General features: G+C 64.7%; 22 protein-coding genes and 1 pseudogene. 10 read left to right on the forward strand and 13 right to left on the reverse strand.

What is annotated here, in order from left to right; genetic code table 11:
* The 5 genes and pseudogenes from QZ281_RS12600 to QZ281_RS12620 form a co-directional block, all read left to right on the forward strand.
* A pseudogene (locus QZ281_RS12600) lies at positions 1–200 on the forward strand (magnesium chelatase); the annotation flags it as partial.
* Positions 197–1,513 (forward strand): DUF58 domain-containing protein, encoded by a 1,317-nt coding sequence (locus QZ281_RS12605; protein ID WP_292228869.1) that lies wholly within the window; start codon positions 197–199, stop codon positions 1,511–1,513. The pseudogene QZ281_RS12600 and the gene QZ281_RS12605, both read left to right, overlap by 4 nt.
* Entirely contained in the window at positions 1,510–2,523 is a 1,014-nt protein-coding gene (locus QZ281_RS12610) for a stage II sporulation protein M (protein ID WP_292228871.1), read from the forward strand. The genes QZ281_RS12605 and QZ281_RS12610 overlap by 4 nt, the downstream gene beginning before the upstream one ends.
* On the forward strand, positions 2,513–3,388 hold the full coding sequence (locus tag QZ281_RS12615; RefSeq protein ID WP_292228872.1) for an RDD family protein: 876 nt from the start codon (positions 2,513–2,515) through the stop codon (positions 3,386–3,388). The genes QZ281_RS12610 and QZ281_RS12615 overlap by 11 nt, the downstream gene beginning before the upstream one ends.
* A gap of 380 nt (positions 3,389–3,768) precedes the next feature.
* Positions 3,769–4,842: a LysR substrate-binding domain-containing protein gene (locus QZ281_RS12620; RefSeq protein ID WP_292228874.1), complete on the forward strand. Its 1,074-nt coding sequence runs from the start codon at positions 3,769–3,771 to the stop codon at positions 4,840–4,842.
* On the opposite strand, the gene QZ281_RS12625 is transcribed toward QZ281_RS12620, so the two are convergent.
* From QZ281_RS12625 to QZ281_RS12640, 4 genes are all read right to left on the reverse strand, one after another.
* Positions 4,799–6,319 carry a PepSY domain-containing protein gene (locus QZ281_RS12625; protein ID WP_292228876.1) on the reverse strand — a complete coding sequence of 507 codons (1,521 nt, stop codon included), beginning with the start codon at positions 6,317–6,319 and terminating at the stop codon, positions 4,799–4,801. The genes QZ281_RS12620 and QZ281_RS12625 overlap by 44 nt on opposite strands.
* Positions 6,320–6,323: 4 nt before the next feature.
* The gene (locus QZ281_RS12630) at positions 6,324–8,291 is read right to left on the reverse strand and encodes a TonB-dependent receptor (RefSeq protein WP_292228878.1); all 1,968 of its coding nucleotides are present in this window, start codon (positions 8,289–8,291) and stop codon (positions 6,324–6,326) included.
* A 207-nt stretch (positions 8,292–8,498) separates the two neighbouring features.
* Positions 8,499–9,419 carry a hypothetical protein gene (locus QZ281_RS12635; protein WP_292228880.1) on the reverse strand — a complete coding sequence of 307 codons (921 nt, stop codon included), beginning with the start codon at positions 9,417–9,419 and terminating at the stop codon, positions 8,499–8,501.
* Positions 9,420–9,433: 14 nt separating this feature from the next.
* Positions 9,434–10,396 carry a hypothetical protein gene (locus QZ281_RS12640; RefSeq protein ID WP_292228882.1) on the reverse strand — a complete coding sequence of 321 codons (963 nt, stop codon included), beginning with the start codon at positions 10,394–10,396 and terminating at the stop codon, positions 9,434–9,436.
* Between the two features lie 277 nt (positions 10,397–10,673).
* Between QZ281_RS12640 and QZ281_RS12645 the strand changes: the two genes are divergently transcribed.
* Positions 10,674–11,201, forward strand: coding sequence for a hypothetical protein (locus QZ281_RS12645; protein ID WP_292228884.1), 528 nt, complete (start codon positions 10,674–10,676; stop codon positions 11,199–11,201).
* A gap of 37 nt (positions 11,202–11,238) precedes the next feature.
* Positions 11,239–12,543 carry a hypothetical protein gene (locus tag QZ281_RS12650; RefSeq protein ID WP_292228886.1) on the forward strand — a complete coding sequence of 435 codons (1,305 nt, stop codon included), beginning with the start codon at positions 11,239–11,241 and terminating at the stop codon, positions 12,541–12,543.
* Between the two features lie 84 nt (positions 12,544–12,627).
* Here the strand turns inward: QZ281_RS12650 and QZ281_RS12655 are convergent, their stop codons facing one another.
* The 4 genes from QZ281_RS12655 to QZ281_RS12670 all read right to left on the reverse strand — a co-directional run bounded on the left by QZ281_RS12655 (position 12,628) and on the right by QZ281_RS12670 (position 16,808).
* The gene (locus QZ281_RS12655) at positions 12,628–15,258 is read right to left on the reverse strand and encodes a TonB-dependent receptor (protein WP_292228888.1); all 2,631 of its coding nucleotides are present in this window, start codon (positions 15,256–15,258) and stop codon (positions 12,628–12,630) included.
* Between the two features lie 112 nt (positions 15,259–15,370).
* Positions 15,371–15,841, reverse strand: a complete 471-nt coding sequence (locus tag QZ281_RS12660; protein ID WP_292228889.1) for a DUF6644 family protein — start codon at positions 15,839–15,841, stop codon at positions 15,371–15,373.
* A gap of 10 nt (positions 15,842–15,851) precedes the next feature.
* Complete coding sequence (locus QZ281_RS12665) at positions 15,852–16,361, reverse strand: DUF6644 family protein (protein WP_292228891.1); 510 nt, start codon at positions 16,359–16,361, stop codon at positions 15,852–15,854.
* 15 nt (positions 16,362–16,376) lie between these two features.
* Positions 16,377–16,808: a DUF6152 family protein gene (locus QZ281_RS12670; RefSeq protein ID WP_292228893.1), complete on the reverse strand. Its 432-nt coding sequence runs from the start codon at positions 16,806–16,808 to the stop codon at positions 16,377–16,379.
* A 191-nt stretch (positions 16,809–16,999) separates the two neighbouring features.
* Between QZ281_RS12670 and QZ281_RS12675 the strand changes: the two genes are divergently transcribed.
* Positions 17,000–17,458, forward strand: a complete 459-nt coding sequence (locus tag QZ281_RS12675) for a hypothetical protein (RefSeq protein ID WP_292228895.1) — start codon at positions 17,000–17,002, stop codon at positions 17,456–17,458.
* Positions 17,459–17,516: 58 nt separating this feature from the next.
* Here the strand turns inward: QZ281_RS12675 and QZ281_RS12680 are convergent, their stop codons facing one another.
* Together QZ281_RS12680 and QZ281_RS12685 are read right to left on the reverse strand one after the other, a co-directional pair.
* Positions 17,517–19,754: a glycoside hydrolase family 3 N-terminal domain-containing protein gene (locus QZ281_RS12680; protein WP_292228897.1), complete on the reverse strand. Its 2,238-nt coding sequence runs from the start codon at positions 19,752–19,754 to the stop codon at positions 17,517–17,519.
* 245 nt (positions 19,755–19,999) lie between these two features.
* The gene (locus tag QZ281_RS12685) at positions 20,000–20,860 is read right to left on the reverse strand and encodes an NAD(P)-dependent oxidoreductase (RefSeq protein WP_292228899.1); all 861 of its coding nucleotides are present in this window, start codon (positions 20,858–20,860) and stop codon (positions 20,000–20,002) included.
* Positions 20,861–20,987: 127 nt separating this feature from the next.
* On the opposite strand from QZ281_RS12685, the gene QZ281_RS12690 reads away from it, so the two are divergent.
* Entirely contained in the window at positions 20,988–21,887 is a 900-nt protein-coding gene (locus tag QZ281_RS12690) for a flagellar motor protein MotB (RefSeq protein WP_292228901.1), read from the forward strand.
* A 114-nt stretch (positions 21,888–22,001) separates the two neighbouring features.
* Entirely contained in the window at positions 22,002–22,736 is a 735-nt protein-coding gene (locus QZ281_RS12695) for an arginyltransferase (RefSeq protein WP_292228903.1), read from the forward strand.
* A gap of 2 nt (positions 22,737–22,738) precedes the next feature.
* Here QZ281_RS12695 and QZ281_RS12700 read toward each other — a convergent pair whose 3' ends face one another.
* The 3 genes from QZ281_RS12700 to parC form a co-directional block, all read right to left on the reverse strand.
* A complete protein-coding gene (locus QZ281_RS12700; RefSeq protein ID WP_292228904.1) occupies positions 22,739–23,785 on the reverse strand; it encodes a M48 family metallopeptidase in 1,047 nt (348 codons plus the stop codon).
* 6 nt (positions 23,786–23,791) lie between these two features.
* A complete protein-coding gene (locus tag QZ281_RS12705) occupies positions 23,792–24,361 on the reverse strand; it encodes a LemA family protein (RefSeq protein ID WP_292228906.1) in 570 nt (189 codons plus the stop codon).
* 86 nt (positions 24,362–24,447) lie between these two features.
* On the reverse strand, positions 24,448–26,601 hold the full coding sequence (parC, locus tag QZ281_RS12710) for a DNA topoisomerase IV subunit A (protein ID WP_292228908.1): 2,154 nt from the start codon (positions 26,599–26,601) through the stop codon (positions 24,448–24,450).
* Between the last annotated feature and the right edge of the window lies 1 nt (position 26,602).

A 26,602-nucleotide genomic window follows, 5' to 3' on the forward strand; every position in this document is an offset into this window, starting at 1 on the left:
CCGCCGCCATGCTGGCGGTCGCCGCCCGCGCCCGCGCCGCTCTGGACGGTCGCGACTATGTCATTCCCGACGATGTAAAACTTCTGGCGCTTCCCGCCCTGCGTCACCGTCTGGTCCTGTCACCCGCCGCCGAGATTGAAGGGCGTCGCGTGGACCAGGTTCTGGCCGGTCTGGTCGAACGGGTCGCGGCGCCCCGGTGATCTATCCCACGCGGCGAGCGGTGATTGTCATGGGCGCAGGCGCGCCTGTCGCGCTGCTGGCCGGCGTGCTGACGCCTGCCGGTTGGCTGGCCGGACCAATCTGGATCATCGCCCTGTTCGCCTTGATTGTTGTCGACGCCCTGCGCACCGGATCACGCACGGGGCTCAGTCTCGACGCGCCTGAACCTGTCCGCGCTGCCGTCGGTCGCCCCGGCGTGGCAGGCTTCGTTGTTCGATTTGCGAGCAAGGGTCCGGCGCCGCACGCCGTCGAAGCCTCCGCATCCGCCGATGCTCGCCTGGGCCTGAACGCAATGTCCCGACAGGCAGTAGTCGAGGACCGGTCCGCCATTCTGGCCTTCCCCTTCACACCCGAACGGCGTGGCACGGCTCAGCTTGAAAACCTTTGGGTCCGTTGGCGCGGTCCGCTAGGTCTGGCGTGGAAGCAGAAGGTTTTCAGCCTGAACCTGCCCGCCCCGGTTCTGACTGATCTCCAGTCTGTCCGTGATCAGGCCGTACGACTGTTTGCCCGCGACGCCCTTTTCGGCGCCAAGACCCAGATCGAGATGGGCGAAGGCTCCGAGTTTCAGTCCCTGCGTGACTATCAGGCGGGCATGGATCGCCGCGCCATCGACTGGAAACAGTCGGCGCGCCACGCCGCTCTGCTGGCCAAGGAGTTCCGCACCGAGCGCAACCACAATGTCATCATGGCGCTGGATTGCGGACGCTCGGCCTGTGAGCCGGTAAACGGCATCCCCCGCATAGACCGCGCGATCAATGCGGCCCTGCTGTTGTCCTACGCCTGCCTGCGGTCCGGTGACCGGGCGGGTCTGTTCGCCTTCGATTCCGCGCCGCGCGTCACGACCGGCGCATTGGGCGGCCTCAACGCCTTCCGCAGCCTGCAAGCGATTGCCGGACGCATCGACTATTCCACGAACGAGACGAACTACACCCTGGCCCTGTCCACGTTGGCGGGCCAGTTGCAGCGCCGCTCGCTGGTGGTCGTCTTCACCGACTTCACGGACTCCACCGCAGCCGAACTGATGATCGAGTCTCTGGGCCGCCTGCTGCGCCGCCATCTCGTCCTGTTCGTCGTCATGCGCGACGAAGAACTGGAAACTCTCGCCGCCGCCGAGCCATCCGAGCCAGAAGATGTATCGCGCGCCGTCGTCGCCGGATCGCTGCTGCGTGAGCGAGATGTGGTGGTCAGCCGCCTGCGCCGCATGGGCGCCCATATCGTCGATACGCCCGCCGACCGTATCGGGCCGGAAGTCATCAACGCCTACCTCGACCTGAAGCGGAAGGACCTGCTGTGACCGATGTCCGTCCCGCCCAACTGCTGAAAAGCCAGCGGTTCCGCCAGCAGCGCGAGAACGACTGGCGACGTCTGGAACAGTTGATGACCAAGGCCGAGAAAGGCTCCGCGTCGAAGCTGACGGACGAGGAAATCCTGGCCATTCCGGTTTTGTATCGCTCGACCCTGTCAGCCCTTTCTGTCGCGCGTGAGACCTCGCTGGACCTGGGTCTGGTCGAATATCTGGAGACGTTGTCTGCCCGCGCCTACTTCTTCGTTTATGGATCGCGCGCGACGCTTCAGGATCGCCTGACCAGCTTCTTCCGTCACGACTGGCCCAAGGCCGTGCGCGGTCTATGGCGCGAGACGCTGATTTCAACCGCCCTAATGCTGCTGGGCGCCGTAGTCGCCGGATGGTTGGTGCTGCATGAACCGGAATGGTTCCACGCCTTCGTGCCGAGTGAGATGGCGGGCGGGCGCGATCCCGCCGCCTCAATCGAAACCTTGCGCTCCACGCTGGACGGATCGGATGGCAGCGGCGGCCTGTCCATCTTCGCCGCCTTCCTGTTCACCCATAATGCTCAGGTCGCCATCCTGGCCTTCGCGCTGGGGTTCGCCCTATGCCTGCCGACCGGAATGCTGATCCTCTATAATGGGGCAACGCTGGGCGCCTTCGTCGCCCTGTTCGCCACTCGCGGTCTGGGCGTCGAGGTCGGCGGCTGGCTGCTGATCCACGGCGTCACGGAACTGTTCGCCGTCATTCTGGCGGGCGCGGCAGGATTCCGTATCGGCTGGGCCGTCGCCTTCCCCGGCCAGAGGCGGCGGCTCGACGCCGCAGTCGAGGCCGGGCGCACCGCCGCCATCGTCATGGGCGGCGTGGTGGTCATGCTGTTCTTTGCGGGCCTGCTGGAAGGGTTTGGTCGCCAGTTGATCGTCCACACCGGGCTTCGTTACAGCGTTGCGGCGGTCACTGCCCTGATCTGGGCTGCCTACTTCTACTTCCCTCGCAGGGAGTTCCGTCTTGGCCGCTGACCCCGTCTTAAAGGCTGGAACAGAACGCACCTTCGTCACGCCCGAAGGCGTCGATCTGCGCCTGAACATCGGCGAAGCCGGGCAGCGCGCGGCGGCCTTTCTATTGGACGCCGCCATCATCATCGGCGTGCTGATCGCCTTCACCATCATCGCCGTCGTCATGGGCATCGGCGCGCTCACCGGCGGCGGTGAACACGGCGCAGAGATCGTCGCGGTGATCTGGTTGCTGGTCTTCTTCGTGCTGCGGAACTTCTATTTCACCGGGTTCGAACTGTCCGCCGCGGCGGCCACGCCGGGCAAACGCATCATGGGTCTGCGGGTGGCTTCACGCGATGGCGGGCGGCTGAAGGCGGAATCGGTGTTCGCCCGCAATGCGCTACGCGAACTGGAAGTCTTCCTGCCCCTGTCTCTGCTGATCAGTCGCTCCGGTCAGGGCGTCGATGCCTGTATGTACCTGCTCGCCCTGGTCTGGGCCGGAATTTTCGTCTTCTTCCCATTGTTCAACAAGGATCGTCTGCGCGCAGGCGACCTCGTTGGCGGCACATGGGTCGTGCGTACGCCCAAGCGCAAACTGACCCGCGACATGGCCGACGACGGATCAATTCGCCTGACCGCCTACGATTTCACACCCGCCCAGATCGACGCCTATGGCGCCAAGGAACTGCACGTCCTTGAAACCGTCCTGCGCCAGCGTGACCGCAAGACCATGAAGGCCGTCGCCGACCGCATCGCGGCCAAGATCGACTGGTCCCGCACCGCCGACCGCGACTCCGACTTCCTCAGCGCCTACTACGCCGCCCTGCGCGGCCGCCTGGAACAGCGATTGCTGATGGGCGTACGACGCCGCGACAAGCACGATATTTAAGTCGGCTCCCCAAGCGCCATTGGCGAACAACGATCTATATTGAAGCGGTGCGATTGATCCAACTGAGACGACAGAAAGGGCATTTTGCCCCCTCTTTTTGACGTCCAAACCACTTCACCAGGTCGGGCATGTTGCTAACACAGCAAATTCCCAGGTTGCAGAATGCTGCAACCGGAAATGTAACGTTAGAATTGCTGTTGCAACCGTAACAATTCCTAGCTTTCCGGTAGATTTTCCTCGTTCCACAAAGGCACGGGGGATGAGGAGAAGACAGGGCGGCGTCAGGCTGGCCTTGGGTCTCCCCTTTCCCGGTCCGGAAGGGGAACAGTCACAGTGCGCATCAAGGGATTTCAGGATCAATCGCGGTCAGGACTGACGCGATGACGCTGGTCCAGCTTCGCTATCTGATCGCGGTCGTCGATGCGAACCTCAACATCACGGCGGCGGCGGCGCGTCTGAACGCGACCCAGCCTGGCATATCCAAGCAGTTGAAACTGCTGGAGGACGAGCTTGGATTTCAGGTCTTTGTGCGCAAGGGCAAGAGCCTGGAGCGCACCACGCCCGCAGGCGTCGAAGTGATCGAACGCGCCCGCAGCGTTCTGGTCGAGACGGACAACATCCGCTCCCTGGCCGCCGATTTCCAGCAACAGAGCGACGGCGAACTGCATATCCTGGCCACCCAGACCCAGGCGCGCCTGTTCCTGCCGCGCGTGCTGGGCGTGCTGAAGGCCCAGTATCCGGCGCTGGGCATCCGCCAGTCCTATTTCAGCGAGAACCCGGCCGCGGCCACGTCCGAATCCGAGTCTGTCGACCTGTCCGTTGTCAGCGCAACTGCGAACGAAACCGTCGGGCAGCCCGCCATCCCGCTGTATCGCTGGCGGCGCACCCTGCTGGCGCCGACCGGACATCCGCTGACGCGGTTGGGACGCGCCATCACATTGGCCGACATCGCCGAGCATCCGCTGGTGTCCTATCCGTCGATGGCGCGACCGGGCTCCAGCGTGTCGCGCACCTTCACCCTGTCGAACCTGTCACCGCGCTTCGTTGGCACAGCGCAGGACCCGGAACTGATCAAGAGCTACGTCCGGTCCGGTCTGGGCGTCGGCCTGATCGCCGAGATGGCGGTGAACGCCAGCGACGGCGCGGACCTGGTCGCCATCGACATCGGCGACCTGCTGCCGACCTGCACCGCCTGGGCCGTGCTCCGCCGGGACACGGTGGCGCGACGCTATACGCTGGACCTGCTGCGTCTGTTGGCGCCGCGTTATTCGCTGCAGGACATCAGCCGCCTGTTGCGCGACGGCCGCCCCCTGCCCGACCGGCCCGCGCCGTGGTGGAGCGATGTTCAGGCGCACGAGCCTGTCGTCCCACTCCACCCGACGCCTACCCCCGCGCCGCCGCCCAGCAACGTCACCGCCTTCCCCGCCGCGCAAGTCCGACGAGGCGGTTGCTGAGATCAGCCAGCCCCCAGCGCAGCGCGCTCAGATCGCGTTTGGCGCGGCGAATGCTCATCCAGGCGCCAGTGCCGCACACCAGGGTCACCCCCGCCAGCAGCAGGATGGCCAGACCGTCCCACAGCGGGCGGGCGCGCACCACGTCCAGACTGTGCAGACCGTTTCGCCACCAGCGCGAGGCGCGCGACGTGGCGTCGGCGATACGCACCACCTCGGCGGTCTGCGGATCGACATACAGGCGTGTGGCCTGATCGTCCTTAAGGATGGCGCGATAGACGGGCCAGGCGACCGGCGTTTTGAAGCCGTAATAATAGGCGTCCGCCTTGGTCAGCAGGTCGAACTGGGCGATGGGTGCAGGCGAACCGGCCTCGATGACCGCGCGAACGGCGGCGCCCTCCAGCGGTTTGGCCGGTCCCTCGACGGTCCAGCGCTGCACCACCCCCTGCGGCCCGACGGTCACGCCCGACAGTTCGCCGCCAAAGGTCGATGACCGCAACTGGGCCACACCTCGACCCGGCGCCGACGAATGACCGACCGTCGCGATCAGCCCCTTGGCCTCGGCCCAGGTATGGGTTCCCGTCAGCGAGCGCCGCAGATTATTGGGCGTTCCATCCAGCAGGCCCCACGGGTTCATGGTCAGAAGACCGCTCAGCACCCAGGTCAGGGTGAACAGGCCGAACACCAGACCGATGATGTGATGCCAGTACCAAAGCCCCCGGAACGGCGACCACCGTCCGTTCTTGCGCCGTCCAAACCGGGAAATCCCGACATAGAGGCCCGTCACGGTCAGGAAGACGCCCGCCACCGAGGTCCAGATCACCACCTGGGTCCACAGGGCCGCATCCGAACGCAGCACGGTCGGATACAGCCAGTGCGGAATGGCGCCGAACCAGGACAGAACCCGCTCGCGCCGGTTGGTGTCCTGAACCACTTCACCCGAGGCGGCCGAGACATAGATTTCCGATCCCGCGGGATCATTGACGGCGATCTGATAGAGGGGCGTGCGACGGCCCGCCTGAATGGTCCATTGATCGACCTTGTCCAGACGCCGCGCGACCAGAACGCCTTCGAGACCATGCCGGGCCGCATACTCAGCGGCGACCTGGCGAACTTCTGCGTCGTTGAGCGTTTTCACGGGCTCGCCGGTGCGCAGATTGTATGATCCCTTGGGTGCGTTCTGGACGGCGGCGCCGCGACGCGGCGTACCGGAGAAACGGATCACCGGATCGCCGTTAAGCATCTCGACCCGGAAGCTCGGCACGACCTGATCGTCCTTGAACGCAAGACGATCCAGATCGCAGCAGGCCGACAGGTCGAGCGGCTGCAATCCCTCCAGCCGCTCTGCATCCGTCAGGGAGGGGAAGCCCTGATAGAGCATGACGAAGCCGGACAGGCACCACAGCGTCATCAGCAGACCAACGCCGACGCCGAGGTAGCGGTGGATCACCAGCAATCCACGAGAAAGCAGCCTGATCATGATGTCAGAAGCTCTGGCTCAGGCTGATGTAGAAGGTCTGGGGCGCGCCCAGACGGTGATAGAGGAACCGCGTGCTGGGCGATGATCCGGTCAGCACCGCCGACGCCGCCGAGGTGGCGTAGTGGGTGTCGAACAGGTTCTCGACGCGCACATTCAGGCGGCGCGTACGCTTCGACGGGTCCAGCCAGGCGTGGGCGCCCAGATTAGCCACCCAGTAATCGCCGTAGGCCTGCGTGCCGAAGCCCGAGACGACCGCTTCCGTCTGGCCGATGTATTTGGCCGACAGGTCCGCGCCGAACGGCCCATCCGAGCGCCATGACAGACTGGCCTTGCCCGAATGTTCAGGCCGCCCGGCGATCTGGACATTCGTTCCGCGCGCCCGCTCCTGACTGTAGGTGTAGCTGAGCAGATAGCTGAAGCCCGCGCCGATCGGACCACGCGTGGTGACCTCGAACCCGCGCGCCTTCACCTCGGCGTCGATGTTGACGAACAGGCTGGGATAACCCGCCGGCGGGTTGGAGGCGTCGCTGGTGATCAGATTGTCGATCCGACGATCCCAACCCGAGATCAGCCAGGCCTGATCCCCGATCCGCCCGGACAGGCCCAGATTGACGTTGAAGCTCTCCTCCGGCTTCAGCGCCGGATTGCCACGCGAGCAGCACAGGTCGATCCCGTAAAGCTGTTGCGCGTCGGGCAGCAGGAAGGACGTCCCGACCATGGCGTCGAAATGCAGATTGTCGGTGATGTCATAGGCGCCCGACAGGTTCCAGACGGTCGAATCCGTCTTGGGCGTGCTGTTGAACCGCAGGCCCGCCGCCAGCCTCAGCTTGCGCGAGAAGTCGTCGGTGGTGCGGATCTGACCGAAGGCGGCATGGACCTGTTCCGTCTCGCCCGCGATCAGCAGGACGTCGTCACGCCCGCGATAGTTCTGGAACTCGTACCCGACCGTATAGGCCAGCCCCTTGTTCAGCTTCAGCTCGGCCATCGCATTCAGGCCGAAGTCCTCATAGCCCCAATAGGCCGAGGGCGCGGGACGAGTGTAGTAATCCGTGTCCCACTGGTGGTGATAGGCCTTCAGATAGAGTTGGACCCGGTCCGACGGCGTATAGTCCAGCCGCCCGATGGCGATGGTTTCCTTGCGGTCGTTGACGGACACGCCGCGCACCGACGGATAGTCCAGCTTGGCGTCGGTCAGGATGTATTGAGCCGTCACGTGAAGATCGTCGGTGAAGGCGTATCCGTATTTCAGGCCCAGGCTGCGCACATCATAGGTGCGGTTCTTCAGCTCGGTGTTGGGCTGATAGGCGTCATACAGCTCATAGCCGTCCGACTGATCGCGCGATCCCCACAGGACGACCCGGTGACGCCCGATGCCGCCGCCGACCGATCCGTTCAGGTGCGAGCCGTCGTTGGAATCCAGACCGGCGGAGACTGCACCCTTCCATTCCTCGGTGAAGGGCCGGGTCACCACATTGATGACGCCTGCCACCGCCTGGGTGCCATAGAACAGACCCTGCCCACCCTTCAGCACCTCGACCCGCTCGACCATCGAGGCCGGAAGCGTGTCGGCAGGGCTGGTGGAATTATAGAGCCGGTTGCCGATACGGACCCCGTCGATGGTCCACAGCACATCGCTGTTGCGCGAGCCCTGCAACGAGATGTTGGCATAGCTGAAGGCGCCCGCCTGGGTGCTGACCGTCACGCCGGGAACCAGCAGCTCCAGCGCCTGGACCACATCGACCAGACCGGCGTCCTTGATCTGTTTCGCCGTGACGATCTCCAGCGGCGAGCCATACCTGGCCAGCGTCAGCGGAAGGGTCTGCTCCAGATTCTGGGCGACGACCTCGACATCATCGACCACGGCAGCCCGGCTGTCTGGCTCTCTCTTGGGCGGCGCGCTCTGGGCCATGGCGGACGCTGCCGAAGCCAGGAGCAAAGCCTTCGTCGCCAAGGCGACATACGCGTACTTCATTGATGGAACCCCCGTAAACATCGGAGGCGTAGAGGCGCTGAAAATCGTCCAATGTATTGTTATTTATATGTTATTTTTGTTCCGTAACGTTACGGGTTGTAACGCTGAAAAGACGTGTCACGCCGACAAAAACACCCCCGGACCGGACAGCAAAAAGGCCGCCATGCGCGGGGCATGGCGGCCTTTGGTCGGCGCCGGTTTTACGGATCAGTTCTTGTCCAGAACATCCGCATAGGCTTCCGGTCCGGGCGGCGCGTCAGGCAACACCGCATTGGTGTAGCCAAAGCCACGATTGCCATCCGGGCCGATGACCCCGGCGCCGGGACCGATATGTTCGGCGGCGTTGTTGGTCTCGTTGCAGGGATATTCGCCCTGCCCCTGACCGCGATCCGAACGGGTCCAAGTCCGGTTGAAGCTGATCGGACGGGTGTAGTATTTCGGGTCCGTGATCGTCATCGCCAGGTTCAGCGTATGATAGTCAGGGCGCGACCAGCGCTCGATCACCACTGTCTGATTGCTGGTCGGGTTGCCGTTTTCATCCAGCCAGATGCGATCGCGCGAACTGTCCCGCAGCCCCCGCGTCTCGATCACCAGAACATCGCCCTCCCAGTGAGCCAGCCCCGTGCCGAAATAGGTCGGCGTCAGATGCGCGGGGAAGGTCAGGTTCTTGCCGATCGTGGCGACCCGGTGGGTGTTGTAGTTATAGAAGGTGCCGAACCGCTCTGGCGTATGCAGGATTTCGAACGCCAGACCGCTGGCGTTGTGGCGCGGGATGCCGCCCAGAATGCAGATCGATTCCGGATCGACCGTATGGTTCTGGCTGTAGACCAGCGCCCGCAGGCCGACAGCGTTGAACGGCAGGATGAAGTTCGGCTCGTCCTTACCCATATTGCCGCCCGGCAGGCCGGGTGTGCGGACAGGCCGCCACAGACCCGACAGATCCGGCTTGCCATCCAGACCCAGCGGCGTCGCAACCTTTGGCCCCGTGTGCAGGGTTCCGGGCGTAGCGACCGAGGATTCCTCTTCCGGCGGCGGGGCGGCCTGCTGGGCATAGGCGGTGGCCGTTGCGGTGACGGCCAGGGCGACGACGGAGCCGGCGCAGAACCAGGCGGCAAGGCGGCGTTTCATGTTCAGGCTCTGGTTCACGGCTGCACCGGCGGGTCAGACGGCTTGGGTTTGTTGGCGCGGAACAGCCAGTAGCCAACGCCACGCGAGCCCTCAACCGCGCCCAGCGGCAGGTCAGGCGTGATCTGGTTGTTGGGGCCGTAACCCCGGTTGCCGTTCGCCCCGATGGGGCCGGGGCCGCGCTCCAGATGCTTCAGGATCCACGGCGTATTCCACTCGCACGAGAACTCCTGCAGGTGCTCGCCTTCCGGCGCCAGCACCCAGGTGCGGCGATAGGTGATCGGACGGCTGTAGTAGCGCGGGTCCGTATAGGTCAGTTCAAGGTTCAGGTGATTGCGGTCCGGGCGGCTCCAGCGCTCCACCACCACCGCGTCCGAGCTGATCGGATTGGCGTTGTCGTCCAGCCACAGATTGCCCGCCGAACTGTCGTGGAAGCCCGAGCTTTCGATCACCAGAACGTCGCCGTCCCAATGGCCCAGGGCGTTGCCCAGATATTTGGGGTCCTGTTCCGGGTCGCGCGCACGGCCGTCCAGCCAGACCCAGCGGTGCCAGCTGAGCTGGTGCAGCGTCGCCAGACGATCCGGCGTCTGCAGGATTTCAAACGGCAGCACGCTGGTCAGCAGGCGCGGAACGCCGGTGATCAGGCAGCGGGCTTCCGGGTCGATCACCGTCTGATTGAAGGCCAGGGCCGCGTGGCCAGCAGCCGTCAGGGGTGGTGCGAAACCCGGCTCATCCTTGGCCAGATTGCCGTCCGGTTTGCCGTCCTCGTGCAGCAGTTTCCAATAGCCGGTCAGCACCGGCTTGCCGTCCGCGCCGCGCGGCGTGGCAACCACCGGGCCGGTGTAGGGCAGACCCAGAATCTGTTGTGGCGCCGGAGGCGTCTGGGCGGCGGCATGACCTGCGACGGCGGTCGCCGCCAGCAGCACAGCCAGGGCCGCGCCCCCTCGCCTCGTTCGGCCTGATCTCAACCAATGCGTCAAAGTCGCTCCCCTTCGCTCGCCGGATCGACGCCCAGCCTTTCAGGCGGGCGTATCGGCATTCCGGCTTATGGTCTGGCGGCCTCGCGCGAGTGAAAATGCTTGTCGTCATATGCATATGCCCGAGCCCCGCACGGCGGCCTGACGCGGCGTGGATTTAGAAAGCCTGCGCCTCGCTTTAGGAAAACGGCCAAGGTCCGACGGGCGCACTGGACTAGGGTTCCAGCCAACAGCAGTGACCGCCGCAGGGGGCAGGTCCGCACCAAGGGGAACCCTCAAGATGCCAGCCAAGACCGCCGCACATCCGCGCGATCACCGTCCAGCCTGGTCGCTTCTGCTGGCTGGCGCAGCCGCCGCCTGCCTGGCCTTCGCCGGGTCGGCCGTGCGTGCAGAAGACGCTGGCGCCCGCCCTGTCCTGTCCGCCGAACCCTACCGCACCCTGTCGGTGAACATCCCGCTGAACTCCGGCGACGAGGCCGGGCACTGGATCGAATGGCTGGTTCGCGCCAAGGCGGGAACGCCGCTGCTCTATTCCTGGTCCGTCTCGGGCGTGACCGAGCCGGAGGAGTTCTATTCCGACCTGTTCGGACACGGCGTCGAACCCGGCACCGGCGAGGACGTCAGCTATCAGAAGTTCAGCGGCCTGTTCAGCAACGGCGCCGTGACCGTGCCCTATGACGGTCTGCACGGCTGGTATTTCAAGAATGACTCGGCGGGTGCCGTGGTGGTTCATCTGCGCCTGTCCGGCGATTTCGAAGTCGTATCGGCGGAAGAACTGGCCGAGATTCAGGCGGCTGACGAACCATGAAACGCCACCGCCTGCGCCGCACGATGCGGCGCGCGACATGACGGACGCCGCAGCACCCTCCGCCCTGTCCATCGACGCCGATCGCATCCGCCGCAGCGGCGTCCTGGGACGCCCCGGCCAGTTGACGCGCCTGTTCGACTTTCTGGTCGAACGCTCCGCCGACGCCGATCCGCCCAGCGAAACGGATATCGCCAGCGAGGTCTTCAACCGGGGACGCGAGTTCATTCCCGGTCAGGACGCCGTGGTCCGGGTCAACATCCACCGGCTGCGCAAGCGGCTGGACGACTTCTACCTGCGTCACGGCTTCAGCGGGCCTGAGCGTCTGGCCCTGCCGCGCGGCGAATACCGTCTGGTGGTCGAGGCCGCCTCAGCCACCGAAGGCGAGCCAACGCGCGCGCAGTCGCCTGCCGCCCTCCATACGTCTCAGGACAGCCAGCGACAGCCGCCTGCCCAGACGCCCGTCGGCAAGATCGCCGTCTCGCGCCGGTCACTGTTTCTCGGGGCCGCAGGTCTGGGCGTCGCCCATATCGCGGGCTGGGGCGCGGCGACCTATGTGCAGTCCCGGCCCAAGGGGTTTCTGTGGGCCAGTCCGTGGAGCGTCTATGAGCGCGCTGCTGCGCCCCTGCTGATCGTTCTGGGCGATTATTACATCTTCGGCGACACCGACGAGAAGGGTCAGGTCGTGCGCCTGACGCGTGAGTTCTTCATCAACTCGCGGGACGAACTCTATCAGTACATGATGGAGAACGACGACCTGCACTATCGCTACATGGATCTGGACTTGCGCTATCTGCCAACCTCGGTGGCGACGGCGTTGCAGGATCTGGCCCCTCTGATGGCGCGCCATCCGTCGGCCCAGATCATTGGCGCATCACAGGTGTCGCCCCAGATGCTGCGCGATCACGACGTTGTCTATGTCGGCTATCTCAGCGGCCTGGGGCCGGTGCGCCATCCCGCCTTCCGGGGCGGGCGGCTGACGGTGGGGGGTAGTTTCGACCAGATCATCGACCACAAGGCGGGCCGCACCTACGAAAGCGAGGCGGCTCTGGTTCCGCCGCCGCAGGGGCTGGTGCGCGACTATGGCTATTTCACCCGCTTCCCCGGCCCGACCGGCAACACCATCAGCATCATCGCGGGCGCACGCGACATCGGCCTGTCCGGTGTCGCAGAGGCCATGACCACCCCGTCGGTGCTGAAGTCCCTGCCCCGCATCCGCGATGATCAGGCCATTGAGGTTCTGTTCGAGGTCGAGGGTCAGAACGGCGCCAATCTGAAGACCAAGCTTCTGGTCGCCCAGCAGCGCGATCCCACGACCATCTGGACGGCGACGCCCCTCAACTGACGTCAGCTTTAATCCTAAGCCTGCAATGCAAAAGGGCGTCCCGACCGGGACGCCCTTTCGTCTGTTCGGCTGACGGCGCTGGTCCTACCAGCGCACGTCCAGCTTGATCGACCAGAAGGCGCCCTCGGCCCCGATGGCGCCGTTGTTGCCGTAGCTCCACAGCTGGGTGAAGGCCTGCAGCGGCGCAGGCGTCTTCTCCGGCTTGGTACCGAAGATATTGTTGCCCGCCACCGTCAGGGTCGCATTCTCACGGATGTCGTAGGACAGGCTCAGATCCGTCGTCCAGATCTTGCCGATGTCATAGAAGATCTCCGACCCGGCGTTGGCCGAACCGGCCGGCACGACGCCCGAACGCGGCAGCTCACCCCAGTAGCTCTGGCGCACAAAACCCTTGAACCGGCCGACATTGACGCTGCCCGACAGGATATGACGCTCGCGCGGCAGGGTGTTGGTCAGGTTCACCGCATCCCCCGCGCTCAGCAGGGTGATGTTCGGATTATAGGCGGTCAGGACCGGCGGCGCGTCATAGATCTTGGTCAGTTCGCGCTTCAGGAAGTTGCCCGCATACGACAGGTTCAGGCGGCTGCCTGCGGGGAGGTTCAGGATGTTGTGGTCACCCAACAGGAAGGTCTTGTCCGCCGTGATCTCGACCCCGCGCGTGCGGATGTCGGACGAGTTCAGCAGATAGCTGATGCCGTCGCCGGGATTGATCCGGCCATTGGTCAGACGCTGCGACACCGACTGGCCGGGCGCGGGCGTGCCGTTCGCGGGATTGTCCAGCCAGCGGGCGCCCGCGGCATTGACCTGACCCAGGGCGGTGATGCGGTTCTCGACCTCGATCTGGAAGGCGTCGACCGCCAGATTGACGCCCCAGAAGGGCTTGGCCACCACGCCGAAGCTGTAGTTGGTCGAGGTTTCCGGCTGCAGCGGCTTGGCGCCCAGAGCAATCGCCTCGGGAGAACTGACCGCCAGCGTATAGTTGGTCGAGGTGTTGGCGTTGCCGACCGAACGGTACGACAGGGCCGCCAGCGCCGGAGCATGGAAGCCGGTGTTCACCGTTCCGCGCACGCCGAAACGCGGGCTGAAGTCATAACGGCTGGACACGCGCCAGGTCGCCTTGCTGCCGAAGTCCGAGAAGTCCTCGCCCCGCACCGCCAGATCGACCGACCAGGCCTCAACCGGGGTGACGCTGACCCCGACATAGATCGAGGTGCTGTCGCGTTTGACGTTCTGCTCCTCGTCCGGGCGATAGGCCGGAAGCGCCTGGGACACGGCGAAGGAATTGGACAGGGTCTGGCCCGCGTTCGGACCATCCAGAACCTTGGCCCCGCCGTGGGTGTAACCTGCCGCATCGCCCGCGCCGAGCTGGTATTGCTCGCGGCGATGCTCGACGCCGAACGACACATCCGTCGGGATCGAGGCGATCAGGAAGCTGCGGCGCAGGTCGAAGTTGCTGGTCCAGGCCGAATAGTTGTGGTTGCCGATATAGAAGGAGGTCGGGCTGGCCGCGCCATAGGTGACATTGATCGAGTTGTGGACGTTCACATCGATCGAGTTCTCGCCGTAAACCGAGCTCAGATCCCAGTCCCAGCCGAACAGATCATTGCCGCGGATGCCGAACAGGCCCGAGTAGTCCGTCTCGTCGATGGCTTCGACGGGGGTGTAGCCATTCGGATAGATGGCGCGGACGTTGGCGTTGCGGTTCGGCGTGCGGAAGTTCTGAGGCGCGCTGGATTCACGTTCAGCATAGGTCAGGAAGGCGTAGGTCTCGACCTTGTCGTTCAGCGGCAGGCCGAAATCGATCGAATAGGACGACAGGGTGAAGGGCGCCTTGCCCGAGTTGATCCAGGCGTTGTTGTCGCGCGTGGCTTCCTTCGGGTTCGGAATGGCGCCTGCAGGAAGGCTGGGGTTGCTCTCCAGATTGCCCGCCGGAAGGATCTCCTTGCCGGTGATCGGATTGATCGGGAAATAATACAGCAGCGCCGGGTTCACCGGGCTGTTGCGGATGACGATCTTCTGGTCGTCGTACTGGCCACTCAGGCGCAGGTGACCGGCCTCGCCGATGCGGAAGCCCTGGCTGAACTGGAAGACGCTGGTCTCGCCGCCGCCGTCCGCGAACTCACCATAACGGTACGAGGCGCGGCCACCTTCGGGGCTGTCGTCGGTGATGATGTTGATGACGCCCGCGATGGCGTCCGAACCGTAGATGGCCGAGGCGCCGTCACGCAGAACCTCGACCCGCCGGATCGAGGCGCTGGAGATGGTCGACAGATCGACCGGCGCCGTGGCGGACTCGCCGCCTGCGCCCAGGAAGGCCGTCGAGTGGCGGCGCTTGCCATTGACCAGCACCAGGGTGTGACCCGAGTTCTGACCGCGCAACTGGCCCGAACGAACCATCGACCCGATATTGGGCGTCGCCACGTTCGGCACGAAGAAGGACGGCAGATTGGCCTGAAGCTGTTCCAGCACATTGGCCTTGTTGGCCAGTTCGACGGCCTGACCATTGATGACGTCGATCGGCGCCACCGCATTCTCGACCGTGCGGCCCGAGGCCCGGGCGCCGGTGACGACGACCTCGCCGACCACCGCCGCTTCTGTCGTCGCCTGCTGGGCGGAGGCCGCACCCGCCGCACCCATGGCCAGCAGCGCCGCGCCCAGACTGATCAGGCTGACGCCATATCGGCCGATGCGGCGGGTTGTTTCTGACTTGCTCATGACCTGTTCCCCTTGGTCCGCCAACACGGCTTTGAAGAACAGTCGGTAACAGATCGAATAATAGACGTAAGTCGTTCAGGTTATGATGTTTTCGAAGGTCTATATCTTGCGATTATATAAGACCGACCCAGCGACCAATAACAGCAACCACTATCCATATAAGGATAGAAGCGGCCGCTATAAGCTTGGACAGCAACGTCGTTTTCTGAACCTTCCAGCGCAGCAGAACCGGATACAGCAGAAGCTGCGCGATGACCGCAAACAGAAGCACCAGCAGCTTCGGCCCGAACAGCGGATTCAGCCAGTATTTCAGCGGCCCTGCTGAAACCAGCAAGACGCCCGACACCACCATGGTGGCCAGCCCTGTCAGGAACAACGGGAACAGAGAGGCGGCGATCCGTGCCGGCTCCGCCTTCCTGAACACCACGCGCAGCACCGTCAGGTTCGTCACAAAGGCGGAACCGCCCAGCAGCGCCAGACCCAGCAGGTGGAAGGACTGCACCGCCGCAAAACTGGGCGTCGATGCCGCCAGGAACAGGCCGACGCCGGTGTCGCCCAGCGACAGAAACAGGTCTTCGAACACGGAAGGGGTTTCAGAAATAAGCAATGTAACGCCCCGTCACGACAACTGCGGCCCACAGGACCAGCGACAGAACCGCAGCCGCCTTGGCGGACCGCGGCGCGCCCGATGCGGGCCAGGTCGCGATCGACCGGTAGGTGGTGGCGTGGAAGATCACCACGTTCAGACCCGCGAACACCAACAGGGCCAGCTTCGCCTGCAGGAAGATGTTGTCGTAGATCTTGCCCGACTGAGCGGCGAACAGAGACCCGCCGCTCAGGAACATGATGATGAATCCGATCCAGGTCAGCGGCAGCAGGCTCTTGCCCACCTCCGCCGCCGTCCGCGACTTCAGCACCACGCCCAGGATCCTGAGATCGACAATGGCGATGGAGCCGACCATCAGCAGAATGCCCAGAATATGGGCCGTCTGCAGCAACGGGAAGGTGATCTCCGACTCGCGCACATGGGTCGCCAGCGGGCTGTTGTAGATGACCGAAATAAACGGCGGGATCGCTTCACCCGCCTGAATCAGACTCGCCACTCGTTCTGTCCGGCGTCAGGCCTGAGGACGGGGCGCGCGAGGCGCTGCATCACCAGGGCCGCCGTCGCCCGGCGTGCCGCCGCTGACGCTGCGGCCGTCCGGCAGGGTGATGCGACGCGCATCGATGATCCGGCCGCCGCTCTTGGCCAGATAGCCGTCAACGACCAGTGTGTCGCCCACGCTGATGTCCGAACGGCTGAAGCCGCGGCGCGACAGGGCGCCTGGCCCCGCCCCTTCGCACGACCAGGTCGTGACCCGGCCCTGAGCATCGCGGACCTCAAGGTGGAAATATGAGTGCGGGTTGGTCCACTCCACGCTGGTCAGACGGCCGACCAGGCGGATCGGCCGGTTGGCGTCATACATGGCCGCAAACGAATGGTGGGCCGACGCCGGCGCCGCGACCGAAGCCGTCAACGCCAATCCCAGAACAAGAGCACGCAGTTTCATCTTACCCATCTCTCTCGGCCCCCGCCGCCAGACGCGGCGCGCTCGATCCGACCTTTGTGGGCGCCAGCCTAGGCTGGAGCATGAGGGTGGCGATAATGACCGATGGCTATATCCACATGCCCCAAGACCATTGGGCGCGGGCGCGGGCAGGCGGAAATGTGCGTGCCGTAATGCTTTCAGGGCCGCCGTCCATGTCCAGATCAACCGCCATCGACCGCCCCTTGCGCATCGGCCTTCTGGCCCTGACGGTCATCGGCCTGACCTTTGCGACACGCGGCGGGGCCCAGGCGACCGACGCCCCCTCCGTGACCCGCGCCGCCCACGCCGCCCATCTGGACCGGATGTTGCGCGCCGAGGACCTGAAACAGGCCCTGCTGGAAGCCGCCGACGCCAACCAGACCAATGTCATTCTGCAGAACGCGCGCCGCCTGAAGCCGCTTCTGACCGCAGAACACGCCTACTGGACCAGCGCAGGCGACACCCGCGCCCTGAGCCTGTCCAGCCAGAACCAGCAGGCGCTGGACCAGCTGATCGCCACCGCCTCACAAGGCAACGCAGACCGCGCCTACAACTCCGCCCTCGCCTTCGCCGCCAGCTGCTCCGCCTGCCACGACAACCCCCCCGAACAGAGGGTGCGCGTCAGGAACTAAGTTTTCTGCCTGAAACTGGGGACACGCTGCCTTCGCACTCTTATCCGTTCACGCTGGATCACTGATTCTCAGCGACCGCGACCGGCCCAATCAGTCGGAATGTAGAGGCGACGCCCCCCTGGGCGTGCGGCGCGATCCAGACATCAAACAGCCCCGGCTCGATCCGATAGGCCTCGTCCGCCCCGATGAAGCCCAGCTGACGCGGGTTCAGGGTGAAGGTCACCTTCTCCTGCTGGCCGGGGCGCAGATGGATTCGCTTGAAGTCCTTCAGCAGGCGGCCCGGCTGGGTCAGGCTGGCGACGCGGTCGTGGATATAGATCTGGACCACTTCCTCGGCCTCACGGCGGCCACGGTTGGTGATGGTCGCGCTGATCTGGATCGTGCCCGCCCATTGCAACTGGTCCGTCGCCATCTCGATCGGCCCATAGGCGATGTCGCCATAGGTCAGGCCGAAGCCGAACGGATAGAGGGCGGTATTGGGCGTCTCGCGATAGCGGGCCTTGTATTCCTCTTGCGCCAGATCGGGATTGGCGGGGCGGCCCGTGGTCTTGCGGTCATAGGAATAAGGCTGCTGGCCCGAACGATGCGGGAAGCTGATCGGCAGGCGCGCCGACGGGCTATGATCGCCAAAGATCACATCGGCGACGGCGTTACCCATCTGCTCGCCCAGGAACCAGGTCACGACGATGGCCTGAGCATTCTTGACCCCGCCCTCCAGCGCCAGCGCCCGACCGTTGCGCAACAGGATGACGATGGGCTTGCCGGTCGCGGCCACCGCCTCCACCAAGGCCTGCTGGGGTGCGGGCACAACGATCTCGGTGCGTGACTGGGCCTCGCCGGACATCTGCTGGCCTTCACCTATGGCCAGCACCACCACATCGGCCGCGCGGGCGGCGGCGACGGCCTGTTCGATGCCGCCATTCAACGGCGTCTCTATCCCCGAACCCCGCGCAATGGTCAGAAGCGAAGGATCATCCATCGCCGCGCGGAACCCGGCCTCCAGCGACACACGCCGCTCGGGCATGCCCCAGATCGACCACGGCCCCCAGACGTTGTCGACATCATCGGCGAACGGACCGATCAGGGCGATCTTCTGGCGCTTGCCCAGCGGCAGCAGATTGTTGTCGTTCTTCAGCAGGACCACCGACTTGCGGCCCGCCTCACGCGCCAGTTCGACGTGCTGGCGGGCGCCGACCACGGCCCGTTCCCGTTCCGTGTCCGTGCCGCGATAGGGATCGTCGAACAGGCCCAGCGCCGCCTTGGTGGTCAGGACGCGGCGCACCGCCTCGTCCACCCGCGCCATCGACACCTCACCGGACCGGACCAGTCCCGGCAGATGCTCAAGATAGAGACCCGACACCATCGACACATCGACCCCGGCGTTAAAGGCCAGACGCGCGGCGTCACGGGCGTCCTCGGCAAAGCCGTGGGCCACCAGTTCCTGTTCCGAGGTGTAGTCAGACAGTACGAAGCCTTCGAACCCCCACTCCCCGCGCAGGATGTCGGTCAAAAGCTTGCGATTGCCCGAGGCCGGGACGCCATTCACATCGTTGAAGGCGCTCATGATCGCCAGCGCGCCTGCATCGACCGAGGCCCGGAACGGCGGCAGGAAGACGCCGCGCAACGTCTGCTCGCTCATGTCCGTCGTATTATAGTCGACCCCACCGATGGCGGCGGAATAGGCGGCCATGTGTTTGGCGGTGGCCAGAACGGCTTCGGGATCGTCCAGCCCCTTGTCGCCCTGGAAGCCATGCACCCGCGCCGCCGCCAGCACATTGTTCAGCAGTACATCCTCTCCTGCGCCCTCGACATTCCGCCCCCAACGCTGGTCGCGCGCCACGTCCACCATCGGGGCATAGGTCTGGTGAACCGCAGACGCCGCCAGTTCACGCGCCGCCGCACGGGCCGTGCGGCGGCACAGATCAGGATCGAACGACGCCGCTTCGCCCAGCGGCACCGGGAAGATGGTCGTCATTCCGTGGATCACGTCCGCCGCGAACAGCAGCGGGATCTTCAGGCGGCTTTCCTCCATCGCCACCTGCTGGATGCGACGCCCCGCCTCGGCTCCCACGCCGTTGAACAGGGAGCCAACCTTGCCCTCGCGGATCAGGGCCGTGACGCGGGCCGGATTGCCCTGTCCGTCCAGCGGGTTCACCGCCTTGGGAAGCCAGCGGAAGGGGTCGGCCAGCAGGTTCAACTGCCCAGCCTTCTCCTCCAGCGTCATGGCGCCGATCAGATCCTCGATCCGCTGGCGATGACGCTGCACTGAGTGCAGGGTTTTGGCGGAAGACGGCATGGCGAAGACTCCGGCGCCCATCAGGGCCGATAGGCCAAGGCCAGAAAGAAAATTTCTACGAGAAGCCGCGGTCTTGAGAGGTCGCATCTGTAGCTTGGAGCTCCGGAGATCCGAGACAACATTAAGCCAGATGCCTAAGCCAGCATGTCACCCTGCTTCAACCCCTTGGCACATGGAAATCAACTAAGAGCAAAATCATCGCTCTCGTCTCGTGGTGGCCCAGTAGGCGCCAACAGATCCTAGCGCTATTTGCGATCCTGCAAGCGTGCCGCAAGGCTGGAGGTGTCCCAGCGATTGCCGCCCATGGCCTGGACCTCGGCGTAGAACTGATCGACCAGGGCGGTCTGGCTCAGGATCGCGCCGTTGGTGCGCGCCTCGTCCAGAACAAGCCCCAGATCCTTGCGCATCCAGTCGACGGCGAAGCCGAACTCGAACTCGCCCTTCACCGCCGTCTTCCAGCGATTGTCCATCTGCCAGCTTTGCGCCGCGCCCTTGGACACGGCCTCATAGACGGCGTCGGTGTCCAGACCGGCGACCTGTGCAAAATGAACCGCCTCGGCCAATCCCTGCACAACACCCGCAATGGCGATCTGGTTGACCATCTTGGTCAGTTGGCCGGACCCTGCCGATCCCATGTGCTTGATCGCCTTGGAATAGGATTGCAGCGCCGGTTCCGCCTTGGCCAGAGCCGCCGCATCGCCGCCCGCCATGACGCTGAGTTGACCATTCTCGGCGCCCGCCTGACCGCCTGACACCGGGGCGTCAACGAACCAGCATCCCTGTCCTTCGGCCAATTGCGCCATTTCCCGCGCGACCTTGGCCGAGGTCGTGGTGTGATCCACGATCACCGCACCGTCCGCCAGATGCGGCAGGGCCTCGGTCACCACGGCGCGGACGTCATCGTCATTGCCGACGCACAGAATGAACAGTTCGACGCCCTTAGCCGCCTCAGCCACGGCCGGCGCGAACCGGCCGCCTGTCGCCGTCGCCCAGGCCTGCGCCTTGGCGGTCGTGCGATTGAAGCCGATCACATCGTGCCCCGCATTGACCAAATGACGCGCCATCGGGGCGCCCATGACCCCCAGGCCGGCGAATGCGATCTTCATGACAGGCTCCTTTGTCCTCGCCCCGACTAGGCCGCGTCGTCGCAGGGTTCAAGCGGCAGATGCAGCGCAACGCGCGGTTAACCTTGGGCGGGTCAGAATGGGACACCAGCCGTCGAGATGCCCAGCCATGCCCGCGAGCGATCGCCCGATCCTCATCAAAAAGGTCAAGAAGGTCTCCGGCGGAGGCCACCACGGCGGCGCGTGGAAGGTGGCCTATGCTGACTTCGTCACCGCCATGATGGCCTTCTTCCTGCTGATGTGGCTGATCAATGCGACCGACCCTGAGCAGAAGCGCGGCATCGCCGAGTATTTCGCCCCCGCCAACGTCTCCACCGCCACATCCGGGTCCGGCGGCATATTGGGCGGCACGGCCCTGGGCGACGACGGATCGAAAAGCTCCGGCTCCATGTCCGTGATCGAACAACTGGCGCTGCAGGCGCCGCCCGATGCGTCCAGCCCCGGCGCCAGCGCCAATCTGACTTCCGCCAGCGACGCCGCGCTTCAGGCCGAGATTGAACGCCGCGAGACCGCACAGTTCGCCAGCGCCGCCGAATCCCTGCGCCAGGCCATGCAGTCGATGCCGGAACTGGCCGAGCTTTCAAAACAGCTGATCGTGGATCAGACGCCCGAGGGGCTGCGCATCCAGTTGGTCGATCAGGAGGGCCGTTCGATGTTCGACAACAACTCGCCGCGCCCCAACGCCCGGGCTCAGGTTCTGCTCCGCGCCATCGCCAAGGTCATCAACCAGCTTCCGAACCGCATCTCCATCACCGGCCACACCAGCGCCACCGCCGGGTCGAACCGCGCCAGCGCACCGGGCGACTGGACCCTGTCGTCGGAACGGGCCAACGGCTCGCGTCTGGTGCTGCAGAACGCCGGGGTCGACCCGGACCGCATCTATTCGGTGTCGGGCAAGGCCGGGTCTGATCCCCTCTATCCTGACGATCCCTCGCTGGCGGGCAATCGCCGCATCGCCATCGTCCTGCTGCGTGAAGCCCCGGTCCTGCCGATGGACACCTCGCTGTGATCCGGTTCGGCTGCAACGCGAAGCCGCTTGCAGCCCAGCGCCGAATGGCGGAAAATTGTCTCCACGCGACGGACCTGTCGCAATATTGGCAAGATCGGATGCGGACCTAAGGCCGTGACGCAGCACGTACCGACAAGACAGCTCCGGTTCTACATGACCTCGGTCGCGCCGTGCCCCTATCTGCCGGGCAAGACGGAGCGAAAGGTTTTCGCCAACCTGCCCTTCACCGACGGCGCCCACGTCAATGACGAACTGACCGTCGCCGGGTTCCGCCGCAGTCAGAACATCGCCTATCGCCCGGCGTGCGAGGCCTGTGACGCCTGTGTCTCGGTGCGCCTGCCCGTGGCGGATTTCACCTTCAGCCGGTCGCAGCGTCGCATTCTGGCCCGCAACAACGACCTGTCGCGCAGTCTGGTCGAGGCCGAGGCCACGACCGAACAGTTCCAGCTTCTGCGCCGTTATCTGACCACCCGCCACCCGACCGGCGGCATGAGTGACATGGGCTGGCTGGACTATGTGGCCATGGTCGAGGACACGGCGGTCCGCACCCACCTGATCGAATACCGCCTGCCGTCCACCGACGCCGGCCCCGGCGATCTGGTTGCGGTCACCTTGACCGATCTGCTGAACGATGGCCTGTCGATGGTCTACAGCTTCTATGACCCGACCATGCTGAAACGTAGTCTGGGCCGGTTCGCCATTCTGGATCACGTCCGGCAGGCCGAGATCGTCGGCCTGCCGTTCGTCTATCTGGGCTACTGGGTCCAGGGTTCAGAGAAGATGGACTACAAGGCCGACTTCCGCCCGATGGAGGCGCTCAGGCCGCTGGGCTGGGAGCGCCTGCCCTAAGATCAGGTCGTCGGCACCGAGGTGCTGGCGCGTGAGGGCGTCACCGGCACGGATGACGTCGCCCCCCACGGCCCTTCGTCACGCCCGCCTGCGAACTTGATCAGGGCCGCGATTCGCTTCTCGATAGGCGGGTGGGTGGCGAACAGGCTGGAGAACTCCGACTTGTTGGCCGTGTTGTCCAGGAACATGCCGCGCAGTTCGTCCGGCGCCTCAAGCTTGGACTGACCCGACACCTTGCGCAGGGCCGAGATCATGGCGTCCGGGTTCTTGGTCAGCTCAACCGCACCTGCATCGGCCACATATTCGCGGGTGCGTGACAGGGTCATGCGGATGACCGCCGCCAGACCAAAGCCGATCGCCCCGACCGCCAGACCAATCAGGATCAGGGGCATGGCGTTCTTGTTATCGCGGTCGCGCCCGCTGCGCATGTAGAACAGGCCCCGGAAGATCAGTTCTGCGATCACGCTGATGATGCCCGCAAAGATCGAGGCGATCACCATGGTCCGCACGTCCTTGTTGATGACGTGGGTCAGTTCGTGGGCCAGCACGCATTCCAGCTCGTCGCGGTTCAACGTGTGCATCAGACCCCGCGTGACCGTGACGCTGTAGTTGCCCTCGTGCAGGCCCGACGCATAGGCGTTCAGCGCCGGGCTTTCGATAATCCGCAGCGTCGGCGTCTTCATGCCGCGCGAAATCGCCAGGTTCTCCAGCAGATTATAGAGCTCAGGCTCGACGCGCCGCTCGACGGCACGCGCGCCGGTCATGGCGTCGATCATCATCTGGTTGCCGAAATAGGCGATGACGAACCAGATGGCGGCGGCGATGGCGGCAAAGGGAACCGTCCAGCCCAGCATGGACGCCGCCAGCGCCAGATCCTGCCCCAGATCGCCGCCGGAGTTGGGCAGAATGCCGAACCCCATCATCAGAACCTGAACGGCGAACAGGATGCCGACCAGCAGAACCGGGAACCCGGCCAGCAGGATCACTGACCGGGTATTGTTCTGCCAGATGTGGGTCTGCAGGCCGACGGCCTGACCGAAGACAGCCATTGACGCTTAGAACTTCACCGTCGGCGGGGCGGCGTTCAGGGCCGCGCGTTCACCATCGCCCACGTCGAAGAAGGGCTTGTCCGAACCGAAGCCGAACAGACCGGCGAACAGGACGGTCGGGAACTGGCGACGCACGGCGTTGAACTCACCGACTGCATTGTTGAAGAAGCGGCGCGCGGCGGCCAGCTTGTTCTCGATGTCCGACAGGTCCATCTGCAGCTGCTGGAAGTTGGTGTTGGCCTTCAAGTCCGGATAGGCCTCCGAGACGGCGAACAGACGGCCAAGGGCGCCCGTCAGCATGTTCTCGGCCTGAACCTTGTCGTCCACGGTGCGCGCGCCAGCGGCGGCGGCGCGGGCCTGGGTCACGGCGTCCAGCGTGCCGCGCTCATGCGTGGCGTAGCCCTTCACCGTTTCGACCAGATTCGGGATCAGGTCCTGACGCTGCTTCAACTGCACGTCGATGTCGGCGAACGACTGGTTGGCCGACTGATCCAGCTTCACCAGACGGTTATAGGCGCCCACCACGGCGAACAGCACGACTGCGACGACAACGCCGATGATGATCAAGGTGATCATTAGGTCTCCTCCAGAATTCGATGCGGAATATGGAGAGCGTCGGCTCCCCGTCCTAGTGACAATCGTGACAGGTCAGGTGCGACAAATCACGCGCGGAACTTGCGCATGCCGCGTGGTCCCTGACGTCCCGCCCCCGCGCGCTTGCCCAGCCAGTCCTTCCAGTCGGGCCAGTTGCGACGCCGTCCGCCGCCATCCGCCCATTCCGGTCCCGTCTCGGCGTTGAACACCGCGACATCGGCCAAGCCGCCCTGTTTGAAGTTCTGCAGGCGCACGCCCTTGCCGCGGCCCATCTCGGGCAGTTCGGCCAGAGGGAAGATCAGCGTCTTGATGTTCTCGCCGATGGTGGCGATGTGGTCGCCATTCACACGCAGCATGGCCAGCAGGTCGCCGTTCAGCACCTGTTTGCCGCCACGCTTCTGGGCCAGGGTGTCGTCTTCCGGCGCGATAAAGCCATAACCGGCCTTGGACGCGATCAGCAGCTTGCCGCCCGGCTGGTGCGCCAGCAGGTTGATGATCTGGGCGTTCTCATCCAGATCGATCATCAGACGTAAGGGCTCGCCGTGCCCGCGACCGGACGCCAGCTTGTCCGCCCCGATGGTGAAGATACGCCCGTCCGACGCCCCGACCAGCAGTTTGTCGGTCGTATAGGCCGGAACCAGATAGGCCAGCTGGTCGCCTTCCTTGAACTTCAACTCCGACGGGTCCTCGACCTTGCCCTTGGCGGCGCGGATCCAGCCGCGCTCCGACAGGATGACCGTGATGGCTTCGCGCGGGATGAAGGCTTCGGGCGCCACGAAGGCCGATGCATCCACGGCGTCGGCGATGGTGGTCCGACGCGGCGAGATCAGCGCCTTGCGAACCGCCTCCAACTCCTTGGAAATGGCTTTCCACTGCTTGCCTTCCGACGACGTCAGCGCCTTCAGGTTGGCAAGTTCTTCCGACAGCTCATTGAATTCCTTCTCGATCGTCATCTCTTCCAGACGCGCCAACTGGCGCAGTCGGGTGTCTAGGATGAAGTCGGCCTGAACCTCCGTCAGACCGAAACGTGCGATCAGGACGGCCTTGGGCTGTTCTTCCTCACGGACGATGCGGATGACCTCGTCCAGATTCAGGAAGACGATCCGCAGACCTTCCAACAGGTGCAGACGCTTCTCGACCCGCGCGATCCGCCATTCCGAACGGCGGTTCAGCACTTCACGGCGGTGATCCAGGAAGGCCCGCAGACATTCCTTGAGACCCATGACGCGCGGCGTGCCGCTGGCGTCCAGCACGTTCATGTTGATCGGGAAGCGGACCTCCAGATCAGACAGTTTGAACAGGCTTTCCATCAGCATCTCAGGCTCGATGGTGCGGTTCTTGGGCTCCAGGATCAGGCGGATGTCTTCCGCCGATTCATCGCGCACATCGCCCAGCAGCGGCGCCTTCTTGTTCTCGATCAGGTCCGCCAAGGCCTCGATCAGGCGCGACTTCTGCACCTGATACGGCATCTCGGTGATGATGATCTGATAGGCGCCGCGGTCGAGCTTTTCCTCGATCCATTTGGCGCGCAGACGCACCCCGCCTCGTCCCGTCTCATAGGCGTCCAGGATCGAAGCCGCGCCCTCGACCGACACGCCGCCGGTCGGGAAGTCCGGTCCCGGCACGATCTGCACCAGTTCCGCCGTCGTCGCCTCGGGTCGTTCCAGCAGCAACTGGCAGGCGTCGATCAGTTCACCGACATTGTGCGGCGGGATCGAGGTGGCCATGCCGACCGCGATGCCGGACGAACCATTGGCCAGCAGGTTCGGGAACCCGGCGGGCAGGACGATGGGCTCTTCGTCCTGATCGTCATAGGTCGGGCGGAAATCGACTGCGTCCTGATCAATGCCTTCCAGCAGCAGAACGGCGGCAGGCGTCAGCTTGCACTCGGTGTAGCGCATGGCCGCGGCGCTATCGCCGTCGATGTTGCCGAAGTTGCCCTGACCATCGACCAGCGGATAGCGCTGGGCGAAATCTTGGGCCAGACGCACCAGGGCCTCATAGATCGAGGCGTCGCCGTGCGGGTGATAACCACCCATGACTTCACCGACGACCTTGGCGCATTTGCGCGCCGCCGCCTGCGGGTTCAGCCGCATCTGGTGCATGGCGTACAGGATGCGCCGGTGCACGGGCTTGAAGCCATCGCGCACGTCAGGCAGCGCACGGTTGGTGATGGTCGACAGGGCGTAGGCCAGATAGCGGCGGCTGAGCGCCGTCTCCATC

The organism is Brevundimonas sp., from assembly GCF_018608325.1.
Taxonomy (GTDB): Bacteria; Pseudomonadota; Alphaproteobacteria; order Caulobacterales; family Caulobacteraceae; genus Brevundimonas.